This window comes from Streptomyces sp. NPDC026575 (assembly GCF_055567415.1).
In genome coordinates, this window is record NZ_JBVHQM010000039.1 from 57,236 (window position 1) to 71,733 (window position 14,498).

Consider the following 14,498-nt stretch of genomic DNA (forward strand, 5'->3'; position numbering starts at 1 on the left):
GCGACCACTGACATCCCACCTCCCCCGAGCGGGGGAGGCGTTCCCCGGCCGTGGGGGAGGCCGGGGGCCCAAGGCGGGCGCCAGCCTGGAGGCATGACCGCAATCGAAGTGCAGCAGCTGACGAAGGTCTACGGCGCCGTGCGGGCCGTCGACGACCTCACCTTCCGGGTGGAGCCCGGCCGGGTCACCGGCTTCCTCGGCCCCAACGGAGCCGGCAAGTCCACCACGATGCGGATGGTCGTCGGCCTGGACCACCCCACCTCGGGGACCGCCACCGTGGGCGGCCGGGCGTTCTGGGAGCTGGCGGACCCGCTGCGGCACGTGGGGGCGCTGCTGGACGCCGGCGCCGCCCATGGGGGACGCCGGGCCCGCGACCATCTGCTCGCCCTCGCCCACAGCAACCGCATCCCCGCCCGGCGGGTGGCACAGGTGCTGGACGAGACCGGACTGTCGGCCGCGGCGCGCAGACGGGTGCGCAGTTTCTCCCTCGGGATGCGGCAGCGGCTCGGCATCGCGGCCGCGCTGCTTGGCGACCCGGCCGTGCTGATGCTGGACGAGCCCGCCAACGGACTCGACACGGAGGGGATCGTCTGGATCCGTACGCTCCTCAAGCGCCTGGCCGCCGACGGCCGTACGGTGCTGATCTCCAGCCATCTGATGACCGAGACCGCGCTCACCGCCGACCATCTGATCGTCCTGGGACGCGGCCGGCTGCTCGCTGACACCGCCATGGACGACTTCCTGCGCGAGCACGCCGGACGGCGGGTGCGGGTGCGGACGACCGACGGGGCCCGGCTCCGTGCCGAACTGGCCCGGGTCGGCTGGGAGGCGACGCCGGACGGCTCGGGGGGCTGGCTCGTCGAGGGCGCCGACCCGTCCGACATCGGCGCGCTGGCCGCCCGGCACGGCATCCCGGTCCTCGAACTCGCCGACGAGGCCGCCTCATTGGAAGAGGCCTATCTGCGACTGACCGCCGACGCCACCGAATTCGTCTCCGCCGCCCCGCAGACTCAGGAGGTCTGACGCCATGCAGTTCACCGCCGTCCTCCGCTCCGAGTGGACGAAGATCCGCTCGCTGCCCTCCTTGTCGTACAGCCTGGTCGTGCTCCTGGTGGTGACCGTCGGGATCGGCTTCGTCGTCTGCTCCGGCTACGACGGCCGTGATGCCCACTTCGACCCGGTGTTCAACGCCTACTTCGGGCTGAACATAGGCCAGTTCGGGGCCATCGTCTTCGGCGTGCTCACGATCGCGGGGGAGTGGTCCAGCGGCTCCATCCGGGTCTCGCTGGCCGCGGTCCCGCGACGCGGACTGCTGTACGCGGGCAAGCTCGTCACCGTGGGCTCACTCGCGCTCGCGGTCGGGCTGGTCGCCGGGTTCGCGTCGGTCGCCGGGGGACAGGCGCTCCTCGGTGACGAGGGAGTGTCTCTCGGTTCGCCCGGCGTGCTGCGGTCGGCCGTCGGCTCCGGGATCTACTTCGGGCTGCTCGCGGTGTTCTCCGCCGGCATCGGCGCGCTGCTGCGCAGTCCCGTCGGCGCGCTGAGCCTCCTCATCCCGTTCTTCCTCTCCCTCGGCCCGATGCTCGGCTCACTGAAGGCCACCAGGGAGGTGGGTCAGTTCCTGCCCGACCGGGCGGGGCAGCAGATCCTGCATCTGGCGCCCGAGGGGGCGCTCGGTCCGTGGTCCGGCATCGCGGTGCTGGCCGGCTGGGCGGCGCTCGCGGCGGCGGGCGGACTGCGGTCGCTGCTGCGCCGGGACGTCTGAACACGCGCGAAGGAACGTCAATTGTCAGACCCGGCCGGTTTACTGACGGCATGACGCTTGACGAGCAGCTGACCACGATCGACGCGTTGCGCCTGCGGGCGTTTCCGGCGCAGCGGATCCGCTCCGGCCTGGTCGAGAGCGGTCCGGGCTTTCACCTGGCCGATCTGCGGGTCAGCGCGGACTTCTGGGACGCGGACCTGGTCGAGGTGGCGGAGGCCGAGGAGGAGTTCGAGGCCGAGCTGACGGCTCTGGTGCAGGCGCTGTCGTTACGGTGGGGCGAGCCGGAGACCCTCGATCTCACCCCTCATTTGGAGCGGACGGCGAGCGGGCTCCCGGTCCCGCCGCCGCTGGACACACTATGCGGATATGTCCCCCTGATGCACGGCTGGCGGGTGCGCGGCCGCTGGATCGGTGTGGGGGTGGGACAGGGAGACCGCGAGCTGCCGTTCCAGCTGCTGGTCGCGGTGGGGGAGGAGGCGGCGTGCGGGCGTTAGAAGGCGGCCGGGCAGCCGTTGCCGGCCGGGTTAGCCGGCGGCCGGGGGCTCGTCGCCGGCCGGATCGTCCGGCGCGAAGGCCGCCGCCCGCAGCCGCCCGTACTCCTCCGCCATGGTCTGCAGCGTCCAATGGGCGTTCAGGCCGCTGGGGTTGGGCAGCGCCCAGATGCGGGTGCCGTCCAGGGTGCGCTCCTGCGGCCCGATCACGGCGTGCTTGTCGTCGAAGGCGACGCGATAGGCCGTGACCCCGGCGACGGCGAGCCAGCGCGGCCGCAGCCGGGCGACCTTCTCGGCCAGCAGCCGGCCGCCCTCGCGGTACTCCGCCGCGGTCAGCTCGTCGGCCTTGGCGGTCGCCCGGGCCACGACATTGGTGATGCCCAGGCCGTGCGCCAGCAGCTCGTCCTGCTCGGCAGGCTTGAACTGGCGGGGCGTGAAGCCGGAGGCGTGCAGCACCGGCCAGAAGCGGTTGCCGGGCCGGGCGAAGTGGTGGCCGGTCGCCGCCGTCATCAGCCCCGGGTTGATCCCGCAGAAGAGCACGCGCAGGCCGCTCGCGGCCACGTCCGGGACGAGGCGGTCGCGAGCGGCTGCCAGCTCTTCGGGGGTGAAGCGCACGGCGATCGCGTCAGAGGATCGCGCCCGGCGTGTACGCCGCGGCTGCCGGGTGCTGCTTGGCGAGCTCCTCGATCCGGGCGACGACGGACGCCACCTGGTCGGCCGCCGCACCGGTGAAGGAGAGCTTGTCCGCCATCAGCGCGTCCAGCTGCGCCTTGTCCAGCGGGATCCGGGCGTCCGCGGCCAGCTTGTCCAGCAGCTCGTTGCGCTCGGCGCCCTGCTCGCGCATGGCCAGCGCCGAGGCGACCGCGTTCTCCTTGATCGCCTCGTGGGCCTCCTCGCGGCCCACGCCCGCGCGCACGGCACCCATCAGCACCTTCGTCGTGGCGAGGAACGGCAGATAGCGGTCCAGCTCGCGGGCGACGACGGCGGGGAAGGCGCCGAACTCGTCGAGGACGGTCAGGAAGGTCTCCATCAGGCCGTCCAGCGCGAAGAAGGAGTCCGGCAGCGCGACGCGGCGCACCACCGAGCAGGAGACATCGCCCTCGTTCCACTGGTCGCCGGAGAGCTCACCGGCCATCGAGGCGTAGCCGCGCAGGATGACCATCAGGCCGTTGACGCGCTCGCAGGAGCGGGTGTTCATCTTGTGCGGCATCGCCGAGGAGCCGACCTGGCCGGGCTTGAAGCCCTCGGTCACCAGCTCGTGGCCGGCCATCAGCCGGATGGTCTTGGCGATCGACGACGGGGCGGCGGCCAGCTGCACCAGCGCGGTGACCACGTCGTAGTCCAAGGAGCGCGGGTAGACCTGGCCGACGGAGGTGAAGGCCCGGCCGAAACCGAGGTGCGCGGCGATCCGCTGCTCCAGCTCGGCGAGCTTGGCCGCGTCGCCGCCGAGCAGGTCCAGCATGTCCTGGGCGGTGCCCACCGGGCCCTTGATGCCGCGCAGCGGGTAGCGGGAGAGCAGGTCCTCCAGCCGGGCGTAAGCCGCCAGCAGCTCGTCCGCCGCGGTCGCGAAGCGCTTGCCCAGTGTCGTGGCCTGCGCGGCGACGTTGTGCGAGCGGCCCGCCATCACCAGCTCGGCGTGCTGGGCCGCCAGCGAGCCCAGGCGCGCCAGCACGGCGACCGTACGGTCCCGCATCAGCTCCAGCGACAGCCGCACCTGCAGCTGCTCGACGTTCTCCGTCAGATCGCGGGAGGTCATGCCCTTGTGGACCTGCTCATGGCCGGCGAGGGCGTTGAACTCCTCGATGCGGGCCTTGACGTCGTGCCGGGTGACCTTCTCGCGCTCGGCGATCGAGGCCAGGTCGACGGTCTCCAGGACCCGCTCGTAGTCGGCCAGCGCCTGCTCGGGGACCTCCACCCCCAGGTCCTTCTGCGCACGCAGCACGGCAAGCCACAGCTTCCGCTCCAGCTTGACCTTGTACTCGGGGGACCACAGCACGGCCAGCTCCGTAGAGGCATAGCGGCCGGCCAGGACATTGGGGATGCGAGGCTTCGCAGACACAGCAGTCACGTGGTGAGAGTCTACTGGCGGTTCGCGCAGGCCAGCGCCCCGGTCCCGGCTGTGTCTTCCTCCAAGCGGCTGGCCGGGGGGCTCGCCCGCCACGCGGCCGCACGAGCACGTACGGTCGCGCGCGGCATCCGCGTCGGCCCCGGGCAGGCACCCGGGCGGGGCTCCGGGCTACGCCCCCGCTCCTCGCCACTCCGACACCGGGCCGGGGTGCGCATGGTCCTCGGGGGTGACCCAGAAGGCCCGACCCAGTTCGGCGTCGAAATGGGCGCCGGCCCGGCCGTCCCCCGAGGACCGGCCGGTCAGCCGTCGGCCTATCCAGGGGCCCAGATGCTCCCGGGCGAACCGCAGATCCGCGGCACGCCGTGCGCGCCAGCCCGGCGGTGCGGCGGCCGGCAGTGGAGTGTCCCAGTCCGATACGGGCGGCAGGCCGAGCGCCTGCCAGACGGCCTCCGCGACCCGGCGGTGCCCCTCGGCGTTCAGATGGAGCCGGTCGTCCGCCCACAGCCGAGGATCGGCCAGCGCCCGCGATGCGTACAGGTCCACGACCACCGCGCCGTGCCGCGCGGCCAGCTCGTCGATCCGCGCGAACAGCTGCTCCATACGCGGCCGGAAGCGCTCCAGCACCGGACCCCGCCGGGCCGGACTGCGCATCAGCACCAGCTGCCCGCCGCCCCTGGCCAGCAGCCCGGCCGCGTTCTCCAACGTGGCGCAGACCTCCGCCACATCGCAGCGCGGCCGCAGCACGTCGTTGAGGCCGCCGACCAGGGTCACCAGGTCCGCGCCCATCGAGGCGGCCGGCCCGCACTGCTCGTCGGCGATCTGCCCGATGAGCTTGCCGCGCACGGCGAGGTTGGCGTAGCGGAAGCCGGGCGTGCGGGCCGCCAGCCGGGCGGCGAGCAGATCGGCCCAGCCGCGGTAGGAGCCGTCCGGCAGGCCGTCCGACATTCCCTCGGTGAAGCTGTCGCCGACCGCGACGAAACTGGTGTAGGGGGCACTTGTCTCCATGGTGGGGAGATCCTACCGCCCGGCATACCGAGCGGTATGCCCAGCTCCCCCGGCCGCACCGGGCCGGCCGCGGTGTACGGTCTGAGATGCTCCGAACAGCCAGGAAAGGGACAGGTGGACGCGCGATGACTCCCCGCCGGGGCGACGGCCCCGACGCGCTGACGTTCACCGAGCGGGCCCGGCGGCAGCAGCTCATCGAGGCCACCATCGACCTGGTCTCCACTCGTGGCTACCCCGCGACCTCGCTGTCGGCGATCGCCGAGCGGGCCGGGCTGTCCAAGGCCGCGGTGCTCTACCACTTCTCCTCCAAGGACAACCTGACCCGGGCGGCGCTGGAGCAGGTGATGGGGCGGTTCAGCGCCTATGTCGCCGAGCGGCTGGCGCAGGCGCCCGGCCCGCGCGAAGCGGTTGTCGCCTATGTCCGGGCGATGATCGGCTATCAGCAGGCCAACCGCCGCCATGTCCGCGTGATCACCGAGATGCTGCTCGACGACGAGGGGGGCACCCGCCTCAAGACGCCGGGCTCGCACGACACCCACGACCGCTGGCAGCACCTCGCCGCGATACTGACGGAGGGTCAGCAGGCAGGTGTGCTGCGGGAGTTCCACGCTCCGACCATCGCGCTGGCGATCGGTGGGGCGATCGACGGGGTGATCGCCCACTGGCTGGTCCACCCGGAGCTGGACCTGGACGCCGCGGCGGCGGAGCTGGTGGAGTTCACGCTCCACGCGATCGAGCGGCGGGACTGACCCGCCGGGCGAAGGCGGGCGCGCGCTCGGGGCGGACACCGATTCCGCCCAGATAGCCGGTCACGGTCCGCAGCGCCGGCACCCGCCGCAGCAGCCGCATCGGCACCGGCAGGCGGTCGCCGTCGAGCGTGCCGGCCAGCGCGGAGCGGATCATCGTGTGCTCGGCACGCTGGGACCTCTGCACCACTGCCGTCGGCAGCTCGCGCCGCCGCTGCACCCGGGCCGGCTCCGCCGCCCCGACCCGGCCCCGGCGCAGCGGCTCCGCCAGGATCCGGGCCGCGGCGACCGCGTCCTGGAGCGCCAGATTGACCCCGACGCCCCCGACCGGCGACATGGTGTGCGCGGCGTCCCCGATGCACAGCAGCCCCGGCCGGTGCCAGCGCCGCAGCCGGCCGAACGTCACTTCCAGCAGCTTGACGTCGTCCCAGGAGCGGATCGCGCCGGTCACCTGCTCGTCCCAGTCGAACAGCGCGCCCAGCCGGTCCCGCAGCCACTGGATGTCGTGGGTGCGCAGCTCGGCGTCCCGGCCCTTCTCGATCAGATAGGAGGTCTGGTAGTACGTGCCGCGGTCCATGGTGACGGCCGCCTGGCCGCCGCCGAAGCGGGCGAAGACCCGGCCGTCCTTCAGGCCGTCGGCGGGGGCGTCCACGCGCACCTGCCAGACGTCCATCGGCACCTCGAACCGCTGCTGCCGCAGCCCGGCCGCTTGCCGCACGACCGAGTCCCGCCCGTCGCAGGCGACCGTCAGATCCGCGGCCAGCTCGCCGGGCGTCCCGTGCTCGTCGGTGAACCGCACCCCGGTCACCCGGCCGCCGTCGGTGCGCAGCCCGGTGACCTCGGTGCGCATCCGCAGGGTGAAGCCCGGCTCCTCGGCGCCCGCGCCCGCGAGCAGATCGAGGAAGTCCCACTGCGGAACCATGGCGATGTACTTGTGCCGGCCCGGGATGCGGCGCAGATCGCCCATCACGACCGTCGTGCCGCCGATCCGCGCCCGCATCTCCGTCAGCTTGGCGAACGGCAGCCGCGCGAACGCCTCCCCGAGGCCCAGCTCGTCCAGCAGCCGCAGGGTCGACGGGTGGATGGTGTCGCCGCGGAAGTCGCGCAGGAAGTCCCCGTGCTTCTCCAGGACGGTCACCTCGACGCCGGCCCTGGCCAGCAGCAGTCCCAGCATCATTCCGGCCGGTCCCCCGCCCACGATGCAGCAGGTGGTGCGGTCCATGTGCATGCCCCCTCAACGCGCCTGTAACCGATCGGTCAGCAATCTAACCGATCGGTCAGGCGCGTCGGAATCCGGCCCCGGCTCCGGCTCTCCCGTCAGCCGGCGGGCCGCTGGAGCACCAGCTCCCTGAGCACGTCCTCCATCGTCACCAGCCCGGCCAGCCGCCCGTCGTCGCCGATCACCGCGGCCAGATGCGTACGCGATCCGCGCATCGCCGTCAGCACGTCGTCCAGCGGCGTCGCGGCCTTGACACGGGCGATCGGGCGCAGCGCGGCGACCGGGAACGGCAGCCGGCGCGGGGAGGCGTCCAGGGCGTCCTTGACGTGCAGATAGCCCAGGATGCGACGGGTGTCGTCGAGGACGGGGAAGCGCGAGAAGCCGGAGTCGGCGGCCAGCTGCTCCAGCTCCTCCGGGGTGGTCCCGATCCGTGCGGAGACGACTCTCTCGGCCGGCAGGACCACGTCCCTGACCGGGCGGCGGCCCAGCTCCAGGGCGTCCCGCAGCCGCTCCCGGGCCCGCTCGTCGAGCAGCCCGGCCTGCTGGGAGTCCTCGACCATCTTCGCGAGCTGGTCGTCCGAGAAGGTCGCGGCCACCTCGTCCCTGGTCTCCACCCGCAGCAGCTTGAGCAGCCCGTTGGCGAGCGCGTTGACGCCGAAGATCACCGGTCGCAGCGCCCGGGTGAGCGCGATCAGCGGCGGTCCCAGGATCAGCGCGGTGCGCACCGGCTCGGCCAGCGCGACGTTCTTCGGCACCATCTCGCCGAAGAGCATGTGCAGGTACGTGGCCAGCGACAACGCGATCACGAACGAGATCGGGTGGATCAGCGCGTGCGAGATCCCCACGGCCTGGAAGACCGGTTCGAGGAGGTGCGCGATGGCCGGCTCGGCGACCGCGCCCAGCACCAGCGTGCACAGCGTGATGCCCAGCTGAGCGGCCGCCAGCAGGGCCGAGACGTGCTGCAGCCCCCACAGCACGCTGGTCGCCCGGCGGTCACCGCGCTCGGCGTACGGCTCGATCTGGCTGCGGCGCACCGAGATCAGGCCGAACTCGGCGCCCACGAAGAAGGCGTTGACGACCAGCGTCAGCAGACCCACGAAGAGTTGGAGCGCGGTCATCGTCCGCCCCCCGTCTCCTGCTCGGCGCCGCTGCCGGGCGGCGGGGCGTGCAACAGCACCCGCGCCGCGCGATGGCCGGCGGCGTCCAGTACGTCCATCGACCAGCCGGCCACCTCCAGGCGGTCGCCGGTGACCGGTATCCGGCCCAGCTCGGTGGCGATCAGGCCGGCGAGGGTCTCGTAGGGGCCCTCCGGCAGCCGCAGACCGATCCGCTCCAGCTGGTCGGTGCGCGCCGCGCCGTCGGCCTGATAGACCTCGCGGCCCTCGGCGTCGGTGCCGGCCGGAGCGAGGTCGGGGGTCTCCATCGGGTCGTGTTCGTCGCGGACCTCGCCGACCACCTCCTCGACGATGTCCTCCAGCGTCGCCACACCGGCCGTGCCGCCGTACTCGTCGATGACCACGGCCATCGTGCGCCTGCCGGACAGCCGGTCCAGCAGCCGGTCCACGGTCAGCGTCGTGGGGACCAGCAGCGGTTCGCGCAGCAGCTCGGACACCGGATGGCGGGGGCGGCGCTCGGCCGGGATGGTCAGCACGTCCTTGATGTGCGCCACCCCGACGACGCTGTCCAGGCTGCCGCGGTAGACGGGGAACCTCGACAGGCCGGTGGCCCGGGTGGCGTTGGCGACGTCCTCCGCGGTGGACTGAACGTCCAGCGCCATCACCTGCACCCGCGGCGTCATGACGTTCTCCGCGGTCAGGTCGGGGAGATTGAGGGTGCGGACGAACAGCTCCGCGGTGTCGGCCTCCAGCGCGCCCTCCCGCGCGGAGTGCCGGGCCAGCGCCACCAGCTCCTGCGGGCCCCGCGCCGAGGCGAGTTCCTCGGCGGGATCCAGGCCCATCCGGCGGACCATGTGGTTCGCGGTGTTGTTGAGATGCCTGATGAACGGCTTGAAGGTGGCGCTGAAGCCGCGCTGGGCCGTGGCGACCTTCTTGGCTACGGCCAGCGAGCTGGAGATGGCCCAGTTCTTGGGGACCAGCTCACCGACGACCATCAGGACGACCGTGGAGATCGCCGTGCCGAGCACCAGGGCCAGCGACTGCGCGGCCGAGCTCGGCAGCCCCATCGCGTCCAGCGGCCCCGCCAGCAGGGTGGCGATCGCCGGCTTGGACAGCATGCCGATGACCAGGCCGGTGACCGTGATGCCGAGTTGGGCGCCGGAGAGCTGGAAGGTCAGACTGCGGACCGCTTTGAGAGCGCTGTCCGCGCCCCGCTCGCCGCGCTCGGCGGCGCGTTCGAGGTCGCTGCGCTCCACGGTCGTCAGCGAGAACTCGGCCGCGACGAAGACACCACAGGCCAGGGTCAGCAGGAGCGCCACGCCCAGCAGGAGCAGGTCGGTCATCGAGTCACCTCCGTCCCATGATCGAACACGATCGGGAGGTTTGCGCAATATCGCCGGGTTGCTCGACAACTGGGAGGCTCGCCCATGGTTGGACGCTCACACACCTTTCACTGGAGTAGCGGAACCACCATGGTAAAGGATCGGCAAAGGCGAGGGTGGCGAGGCGGCCCGCCCTGGATCGGCCCGCCCCTCAGACCAGCGGCTTCGTCCATCGCCGCCAGTGATCCTCCCGCCGGTACCCCGCCGCGGCCCAGGCGTGGTGGGCCGGCTCGTTCGCCTCCAGCACCATGGCGTCACCGCGCCGCCCGCCCAGCGCCACAAAGCGCTCCTCGGCGGCATCCAGGAGGGCCTTCGAGATGCCCTGACGGCGACGGGACGGATGCACGGCGAGCCGGTACAGCGAGGCCCGCCAGCCGTCCCAGCCGGCGATCACCGTTCCGACGAGGACCCCGTCCGCCTCCGCCAGGAGCAGCGCACCGGGGTCCCGTTCGACCAGGCGCGTCACCCCGGCGACATCGTCGCTGATGCTGGTCCCCTCGGCGGCGGTCTTCCAGAAGTCGAGCACGGCCCCCGCGTCCGCGGGAACGGCCGAGCGAATATCTATGTCGATCATGGCATCGAGCCAAGCACCGACCGGCCCCGGTCCGCCAGTGGTTTCCCGGGGCCCGCTCGGATACAGCGCTGCCTCCAGGCCCGGAGCCGGGCCTGGAGGCGAGGGCGGCGCGCTCCGCGGCCCCGTCAGATGGCGCCGCCGGTGCGCGGCGCCGGCTCACTGCTGTCGAGCAGGGTGAGGTCGATGCGGCAGAGATGGGCCCGGTCGATCGTCTCGCCGATCACACCGCCGGTCACGATGTGGCCGAGGAGGCCGGTACTGCCGCTCTGCTGCTCGGGCACCTGGCAGTGCCGGTTGCCCTCCGCGTAGTGGATCGCGCGGTGCGCGGCGGCCGGGCTCGGCTTGGCGGCCCAAGCGCTGCCCATGGACACACATCCGGCCGCCGTGACGGCTGTGAGCACCGTGGCGAGATGTCTCTTCGTCAGCATTGTTTCTACCTTCCCCGGTCGGGACAGCGAGGCGCGCGGTTCCGCAGCGCCGCCGGAAGGTCTTCCACTGCGCTGCCCGGGGGGAGCGCATCGCTCCCGGAATCCGCCCTTTCGGCGCACGGTGCGGTGGCCGGCCGGCGAACCCGGCCGACCACCGCACCGGGGAGTCAGCTGCCCGCCAGCTCCTCCAGCACCGGTGCGAAGGCATCCAGGAACGGGTCCAGGACGGTGATGTAGGAGAAGCCGAAGCGCTCACGGCGCTCCCGCAGTTGCTCGGCCATCTGCCTGGGTGTGCCGATCAGCAGCGTCGGCGCGTCCAGCGCCTGCTCCTCGTCCAGGCCGACGTCCAGCGCGGCGATCTCGCGCGCGACGGCCCGCCGGTCGTCGGTGGCCACGACCCGCTGCACGAGGATGTTCAGCTCGGCCGGCTCCGGGCGGTCCGCGGCGCACTCCCGGTACCGGGCGACCGAGGCGGCCAGCTCGTCGGCCGGCATCAGCTCCAGCTTCGCCTCCGGCTCATCGCGCGCCGGGCGGCCGCCAGTGAACGCCGCGATATCGGCATGCCGGGCCGCCAGCCGCAGCATCCGCGGGCCGTTGCCGCCGATGAGCAGCGGCGGCCGCGGCCGCTGGGCCGACTGCGGCACCTGCGAGTCGTCGCCCAGCAGCCGGTCCAACTCCTCGATGGTGCGGACGAGATGGTCCACCCGCTCGCCGGGTGAGTGCCACGGGAGCCCGGCGGTCTCGTGCTCGGCACGCACATACCCCGTCCCCAGTCCGAGTTCCAGCCGCCCGCCGGTCAGCGCATCCGTGGTGGCCACCTCGCGGGCCAGCAGCGCCGGATTGAAGAACCCGGCGTTGAGGACGAAGGTGCCCACCCGCGGCCGCTCGGTCGCCTCCGCCGCGGCGACCAGTGCCGGGAACGGCGCCGGCATTCCCAGATGGTCCGGGACCAGCAGGACGTCATAGCCCAACTGCTCGGCCCGGCGGCACTTCTCGCGCCATCCGGCGCCCGAGTCGATGGTGAGCATGTTGACACCGAAGCGGAACGGACGTGGCATGAGGCCCCCTTGAGGAAACACACGGCGTCGTAGGCGACCGGTCACCGCCCATGCAACCATGATCGGCCCGAACACCGAAGCCCGCAGGGCCCGTTGTCCGGCGGCCTCCGCCCTACCGGCCCGGACCGGGCTCGGGCTGATCGTGCCCCGGCTGCGGGCGCATACGCTGGACGACGTACCCGGCGGCGGCGACGGCCAGGAGCAGCGCGACCGTGCCCAGGGTGAAGGTCTCGAAGGCGAAGCGGGAGACGCCCCAGGTCGCCCGGAAGTCGTACGGAATGCCGACGAGCGCCTCCAGGGTGCCGGGAAACAGCGCCACCCACGCGCCGAGCAGGATCCACGCGTAGACGAGCAGGTTCGCGAGGGTGAAGCCCGGGGTGCCGAAGGGGACCTGGTAGGGGCGGGGCACCTCGCGGTGGCGCAGCCGCAGGGCCAGCAGCGCGGGGATCACGGCGACATAGGAGAGCAGCAGGGTGGTGATCGCGACGGTCAGCACCACACCGAAGATCGCCGAGGCGTCCCCGCTGGCCAGGTTCATCGCGGCGGCCATGAACGCGGTGGCGGTGAGGCCCGACAGCAGGTTCATCCGGACCGGCGTGCCCAGCCGCGGATGGAAGACGCCCAGGGCCCGGCTGAAGAACCCGCCGTCGGCGGCGGCCATCGCCTGCATCCGGTCGGCGACGATCATCCAGGCGCTGCCCTGTGTCACCAGCGCCACCGCGAACAGCACGGCGACGAAGGACAGCAGCGGCCCGCGCCAGCTCCCGTAGATCCCGAAGACCAGCCGCGCGGCATCCATGAACCCACCGACCCCGGTGATCTGCCCGGCCGGGGCGACGCAGACGATGGCCACGACCGGCAGCAGATAGCAGCAGGTGGCGATGGCCCCGGACAGCCCGATCGCGACCGGCACATCGCGCTGCGGATCGAGCATCTCGTCCCCCGCCGCATTGGGCGCCTCGAACCCCACGAACGCGAACAGCAGGACCGGCACCAGCGCCAGGAACCCGGCGCCACTGGGGGAGAAGACGGCGCTCTGCAGTCCCCGGAAGCCGTGCTGGACGCCGTACGCCACCGCCGTGGCCGTGAAGAACGCCAGCGCCAGGACCTTGGCGCCGGCACCGGCCGTGGTGATCCACTTGCCGCGGCGCAGCGAGACCACCGCGGTGAGAATGGCGATCCAGATGAACACCAGCTTGAAGGCGTAGTCGGCCACCGTCCCCGAGCCGAGCGGGAAGACGAAGCCGTTCCATGCCTCCGCCGCCACGAAGACCAGCGAGCCGCCCAGCCACACGGGATTGGTGACCCAGTAGAACATCGTGGTCAGCGCGGCCGTCAGCCGCCCGAACGCCACCTCCACCCAGACGTACGGACCGCCCTCCTGCGGGAACGCGGCCCCGGTCTCGGCGAACATCAGGGCGTACGGCAGCAGGAACGCCACCGCGATGACGGCGATCCAGGTGACCGCCTGGCCGCCGCCGGAGGCGATCTGCCCGATCACATCGAAGGAGATCACGGCGGCGACGCCCATCGCCATGATGTCGAAGCGGCGCAGACTGCGCTTCAGATGCGGGACGGGTGCGGGGACGGACACTGCGGTGGTCCTCCTGAGGGCCGAGCGGTCGCGGGCGGTCCGGTCAGTCGTCCGACGGATCCACATCGTGCGCCATCCGCTCCGGCAGCCTCGGCAGCGGCACGCGGGCGCATGGCGCACGGGTGCATGGCACGCGGGCGCACGGGCCACCCGGCTCCGCGCCCGGGACCGGCGGCGATGCTTGCCGGTGCTAGCGGATGCGCGCTAGCGTGGAGGGGTGGCGAAGACGCAGCTGAACGTCCGGGTGGACGAGGCCACCGCCGAAGCGGCGCGGGAGCGCGCCCTGCAGCGGGGAGTGAGCATGAACCGCTATATCGAGGAGCTCGTCCTCAAGGACGCCGGCGAGGTCGGCCAGACCTTCGTCGAGGCCGCCTCGGACTTCATGAAGCAGTACGAACAGGTCTTCGCCGAGGAATTCGGCCTGGAAACCCGCGGTGCCCCTGGCCGCACGGCCCCCGCCGACGGCCACGAAGGGCTGCCGGGTACCACGTGAACCTGCGCATCGACCTCGCCTGGCTCCTGCTCATCGCCGAACAGCACACCCCCGGAGACCCCCAGGTCACCGACTGGGGCGCCCTGGTGGCCGCGGTCAGCCGGCACGAAGCCGAGATATTCGGCGTGCCGGTGTATCCCGAGCCGCATGATCGCGCGGCCTGTCTGCTCCAACTCCTGCTCCAGGTCCCGGCGTTGGAGCGCTCGAACGCGATGTTCGCCACCGCCGTCGCGTATGGATACCTCGTCGCCAGCGGCCTGAAGGTCACCACCTCCCCGGAACAGGTCCGCGACCTGGCCCGCCTGGTGAAGGACGGCACGGCGGACGTCCATGCGATCGCGGGGGTGTTGCGGGCCTGGACGTAGTCGCTTTTCGCTGCGCTTTGCCCGCCTCCCACGTTTTCGGCTTTCCCGCCGTGTGGGTTTCGGTGGGTTCGCCTGCGGCGGGCTGGGTCCGCTGCGCGGGGCTTTCGGGTGCCGGTGGCGGTCCTCCGGGGCTGGGTGTCCGGACTGCTGCGCTTTACGTCCGGACACCCAGCCCCTCCGGCCCGCCCCCTCCCGTTG

General features: G+C 72.4%; 16 protein-coding genes. 6 read left to right on the forward strand and 10 right to left on the reverse strand.

The genetic code is table 11. From position 1 onward, the window contains the following. Positions 1-93: 93 nt before the first annotated feature. From ACZ4NB_RS35525 to ACZ4NB_RS35535, 3 genes are read left to right on the forward strand one after another with little or no spacing between them, the layout of a single operon-like run. Positions 94-1,023, forward strand: a complete 930-nt coding sequence (locus ACZ4NB_RS35525) for an ATP-binding cassette domain-containing protein (RefSeq protein ID WP_467667169.1) — start codon at positions 94-96, stop codon at positions 1,021-1,023. Positions 1,024-1,027: 4 nt separating this feature from the next. Continuing rightward, entirely contained in the window at positions 1,028-1,762 is a 735-nt protein-coding gene (locus ACZ4NB_RS35530) for an ABC-2 transporter permease (RefSeq protein ID WP_467667170.1), read from the forward strand. 50 nt (positions 1,763-1,812) lie between these two features. Beyond that, entirely contained in the window at positions 1,813-2,256 is a 444-nt protein-coding gene (locus tag ACZ4NB_RS35535) for a hypothetical protein (RefSeq protein ID WP_467667171.1), read from the forward strand. Between the two features lie 30 nt (positions 2,257-2,286). Here the strand turns inward: ACZ4NB_RS35535 and mug are convergent, their stop codons facing one another. From mug to ACZ4NB_RS35550, 3 genes are all read right to left on the reverse strand, one after another. Further along, positions 2,287-2,868, reverse strand: coding sequence for a G/U mismatch-specific DNA glycosylase (mug, locus tag ACZ4NB_RS35540; protein ID WP_467667172.1), 582 nt, complete (start codon positions 2,866-2,868; stop codon positions 2,287-2,289). Positions 2,869-2,878: 10 nt separating this feature from the next. Further along, a complete protein-coding gene (purB, locus tag ACZ4NB_RS35545) occupies positions 2,879-4,312 on the reverse strand; it encodes an adenylosuccinate lyase (protein WP_467667186.1) in 1,434 nt (477 codons plus the stop codon). A gap of 177 nt (positions 4,313-4,489) precedes the next feature. After that, the gene (locus ACZ4NB_RS35550) at positions 4,490-5,326 is read right to left on the reverse strand and encodes an SGNH/GDSL hydrolase family protein (RefSeq protein ID WP_467667173.1); all 837 of its coding nucleotides are present in this window, start codon (positions 5,324-5,326) and stop codon (positions 4,490-4,492) included. Between the two features lie 125 nt (positions 5,327-5,451). Between ACZ4NB_RS35550 and ACZ4NB_RS35555 the strand changes: the two genes are divergently transcribed. Next, positions 5,452-6,075, forward strand: coding sequence for a TetR/AcrR family transcriptional regulator (locus ACZ4NB_RS35555; RefSeq protein ID WP_467667174.1), 624 nt, complete (start codon positions 5,452-5,454; stop codon positions 6,073-6,075). Here ACZ4NB_RS35555 and ACZ4NB_RS35560 read toward each other — a convergent pair. The 7 genes from ACZ4NB_RS35560 to ACZ4NB_RS35590 all read right to left on the reverse strand — a co-directional run bounded on the left by ACZ4NB_RS35560 (position 6,044) and on the right by ACZ4NB_RS35590 (position 13,442). Then, on the reverse strand, positions 6,044-7,294 hold the full coding sequence (locus tag ACZ4NB_RS35560; protein WP_467667175.1) for an FAD-dependent oxidoreductase: 1,251 nt from the start codon (positions 7,292-7,294) through the stop codon (positions 6,044-6,046). The genes ACZ4NB_RS35555 and ACZ4NB_RS35560 overlap by 32 nt on opposite strands. 95 nt (positions 7,295-7,389) lie before the next feature. After that, complete coding sequence (locus tag ACZ4NB_RS35565; protein WP_467667176.1) at positions 7,390-8,409, reverse strand: hemolysin family protein; 1,020 nt, start codon at positions 8,407-8,409, stop codon at positions 7,390-7,392. Beyond that, complete coding sequence (locus tag ACZ4NB_RS35570) at positions 8,406-9,749, reverse strand: hemolysin family protein (protein WP_467667177.1); 1,344 nt, start codon at positions 9,747-9,749, stop codon at positions 8,406-8,408. The genes ACZ4NB_RS35565 and ACZ4NB_RS35570 overlap by 4 nt, the downstream gene beginning before the upstream one ends. Positions 9,750-9,939: 190 nt before the next feature. Continuing rightward, a complete protein-coding gene (locus ACZ4NB_RS35575) occupies positions 9,940-10,362 on the reverse strand; it encodes a GNAT family N-acetyltransferase (RefSeq protein WP_467667178.1) in 423 nt (140 codons plus the stop codon). Positions 10,363-10,487: 125 nt separating this feature from the next. Next, the gene (locus ACZ4NB_RS35580) at positions 10,488-10,790 is read right to left on the reverse strand and encodes a hypothetical protein (protein ID WP_467667179.1); all 303 of its coding nucleotides are present in this window, start codon (positions 10,788-10,790) and stop codon (positions 10,488-10,490) included. Positions 10,791-10,957: 167 nt separating this feature from the next. Then, positions 10,958-11,848 (reverse strand): LLM class F420-dependent oxidoreductase, encoded by an 891-nt coding sequence (locus ACZ4NB_RS35585; protein ID WP_467667180.1) that lies wholly within the window; start codon positions 11,846-11,848, stop codon positions 10,958-10,960. A 112-nt stretch (positions 11,849-11,960) separates the two neighbouring features. Beyond that, the gene (locus ACZ4NB_RS35590) at positions 11,961-13,442 is read right to left on the reverse strand and encodes an APC family permease (protein ID WP_467667181.1); all 1,482 of its coding nucleotides are present in this window, start codon (positions 13,440-13,442) and stop codon (positions 11,961-11,963) included. 217 nt (positions 13,443-13,659) lie between these two features. On the opposite strand from ACZ4NB_RS35590, the gene ACZ4NB_RS35595 reads away from it, so the two are divergent. Both ACZ4NB_RS35595 and ACZ4NB_RS35600 read left to right on the forward strand, forming a co-directional pair. Further along, complete coding sequence (locus ACZ4NB_RS35595; protein ID WP_467667182.1) at positions 13,660-13,935, forward strand: toxin-antitoxin system HicB family antitoxin; 276 nt, start codon at positions 13,660-13,662, stop codon at positions 13,933-13,935. Then, positions 13,932-14,300, forward strand: a complete 369-nt coding sequence (locus ACZ4NB_RS35600; protein WP_467667183.1) for a fic family toxin-antitoxin system, toxin component — start codon at positions 13,932-13,934, stop codon at positions 14,298-14,300. Before ACZ4NB_RS35595 ends, ACZ4NB_RS35600 begins: the two co-directional genes overlap by 4 nt. Positions 14,301-14,498 lie beyond the last annotated feature (198 nt).

What these genes read in the sequence shown, in the direction of transcription:
- ACZ4NB_RS35565 (WP_467667176.1), bottom strand. Translation starts at nt 8,409, where the DNA reads ATGACCGCGCTCCAACTCTTCGTGGGTCTGCTGACGCTGGTCGTCAAC.
- ACZ4NB_RS35535 (WP_467667171.1), top strand. Translation starts at nt 1,813, where the DNA reads ATGACGCTTGACGAGCAGCTGACCACGATCGACGCGTTGCGCCTGCGG.
- ACZ4NB_RS35560 (WP_467667175.1), bottom strand. Translation starts at nt 7,294, where the DNA reads ATGGACCGCACCACCTGCTGCATCGTGGGCGGGGGACCGGCCGGAATG.
- ACZ4NB_RS35555 (WP_467667174.1), top strand. Translation starts at nt 5,452, where the DNA reads ATGACTCCCCGCCGGGGCGACGGCCCCGACGCGCTGACGTTCACCGAG.
- ACZ4NB_RS35570 (WP_467667177.1), bottom strand. Translation starts at nt 9,749, where the DNA reads ATGACCGACCTGCTCCTGCTGGGCGTGGCGCTCCTGCTGACCCTGGCC.
- ACZ4NB_RS35550 (WP_467667173.1), bottom strand. Translation starts at nt 5,326, where the DNA reads ATGGAGACAAGTGCCCCCTACACCAGTTTCGTCGCGGTCGGCGACAGC.
- ACZ4NB_RS35580 (WP_467667179.1), bottom strand. Translation starts at nt 10,790, where the DNA reads ATGCTGACGAAGAGACATCTCGCCACGGTGCTCACAGCCGTCACGGCG.
- ACZ4NB_RS35530 (WP_467667170.1), top strand. Translation starts at nt 1,028, where the DNA reads ATGCAGTTCACCGCCGTCCTCCGCTCCGAGTGGACGAAGATCCGCTCG.
- ACZ4NB_RS35575 (WP_467667178.1), bottom strand. Translation starts at nt 10,362, where the DNA reads ATGATCGACATAGATATTCGCTCGGCCGTTCCCGCGGACGCGGGGGCC.
- ACZ4NB_RS35585 (WP_467667180.1), bottom strand. Translation starts at nt 11,848, where the DNA reads ATGCCACGTCCGTTCCGCTTCGGTGTCAACATGCTCACCATCGACTCG.
- ACZ4NB_RS35525 (WP_467667169.1), top strand. Translation starts at nt 94, where the DNA reads ATGACCGCAATCGAAGTGCAGCAGCTGACGAAGGTCTACGGCGCCGTG.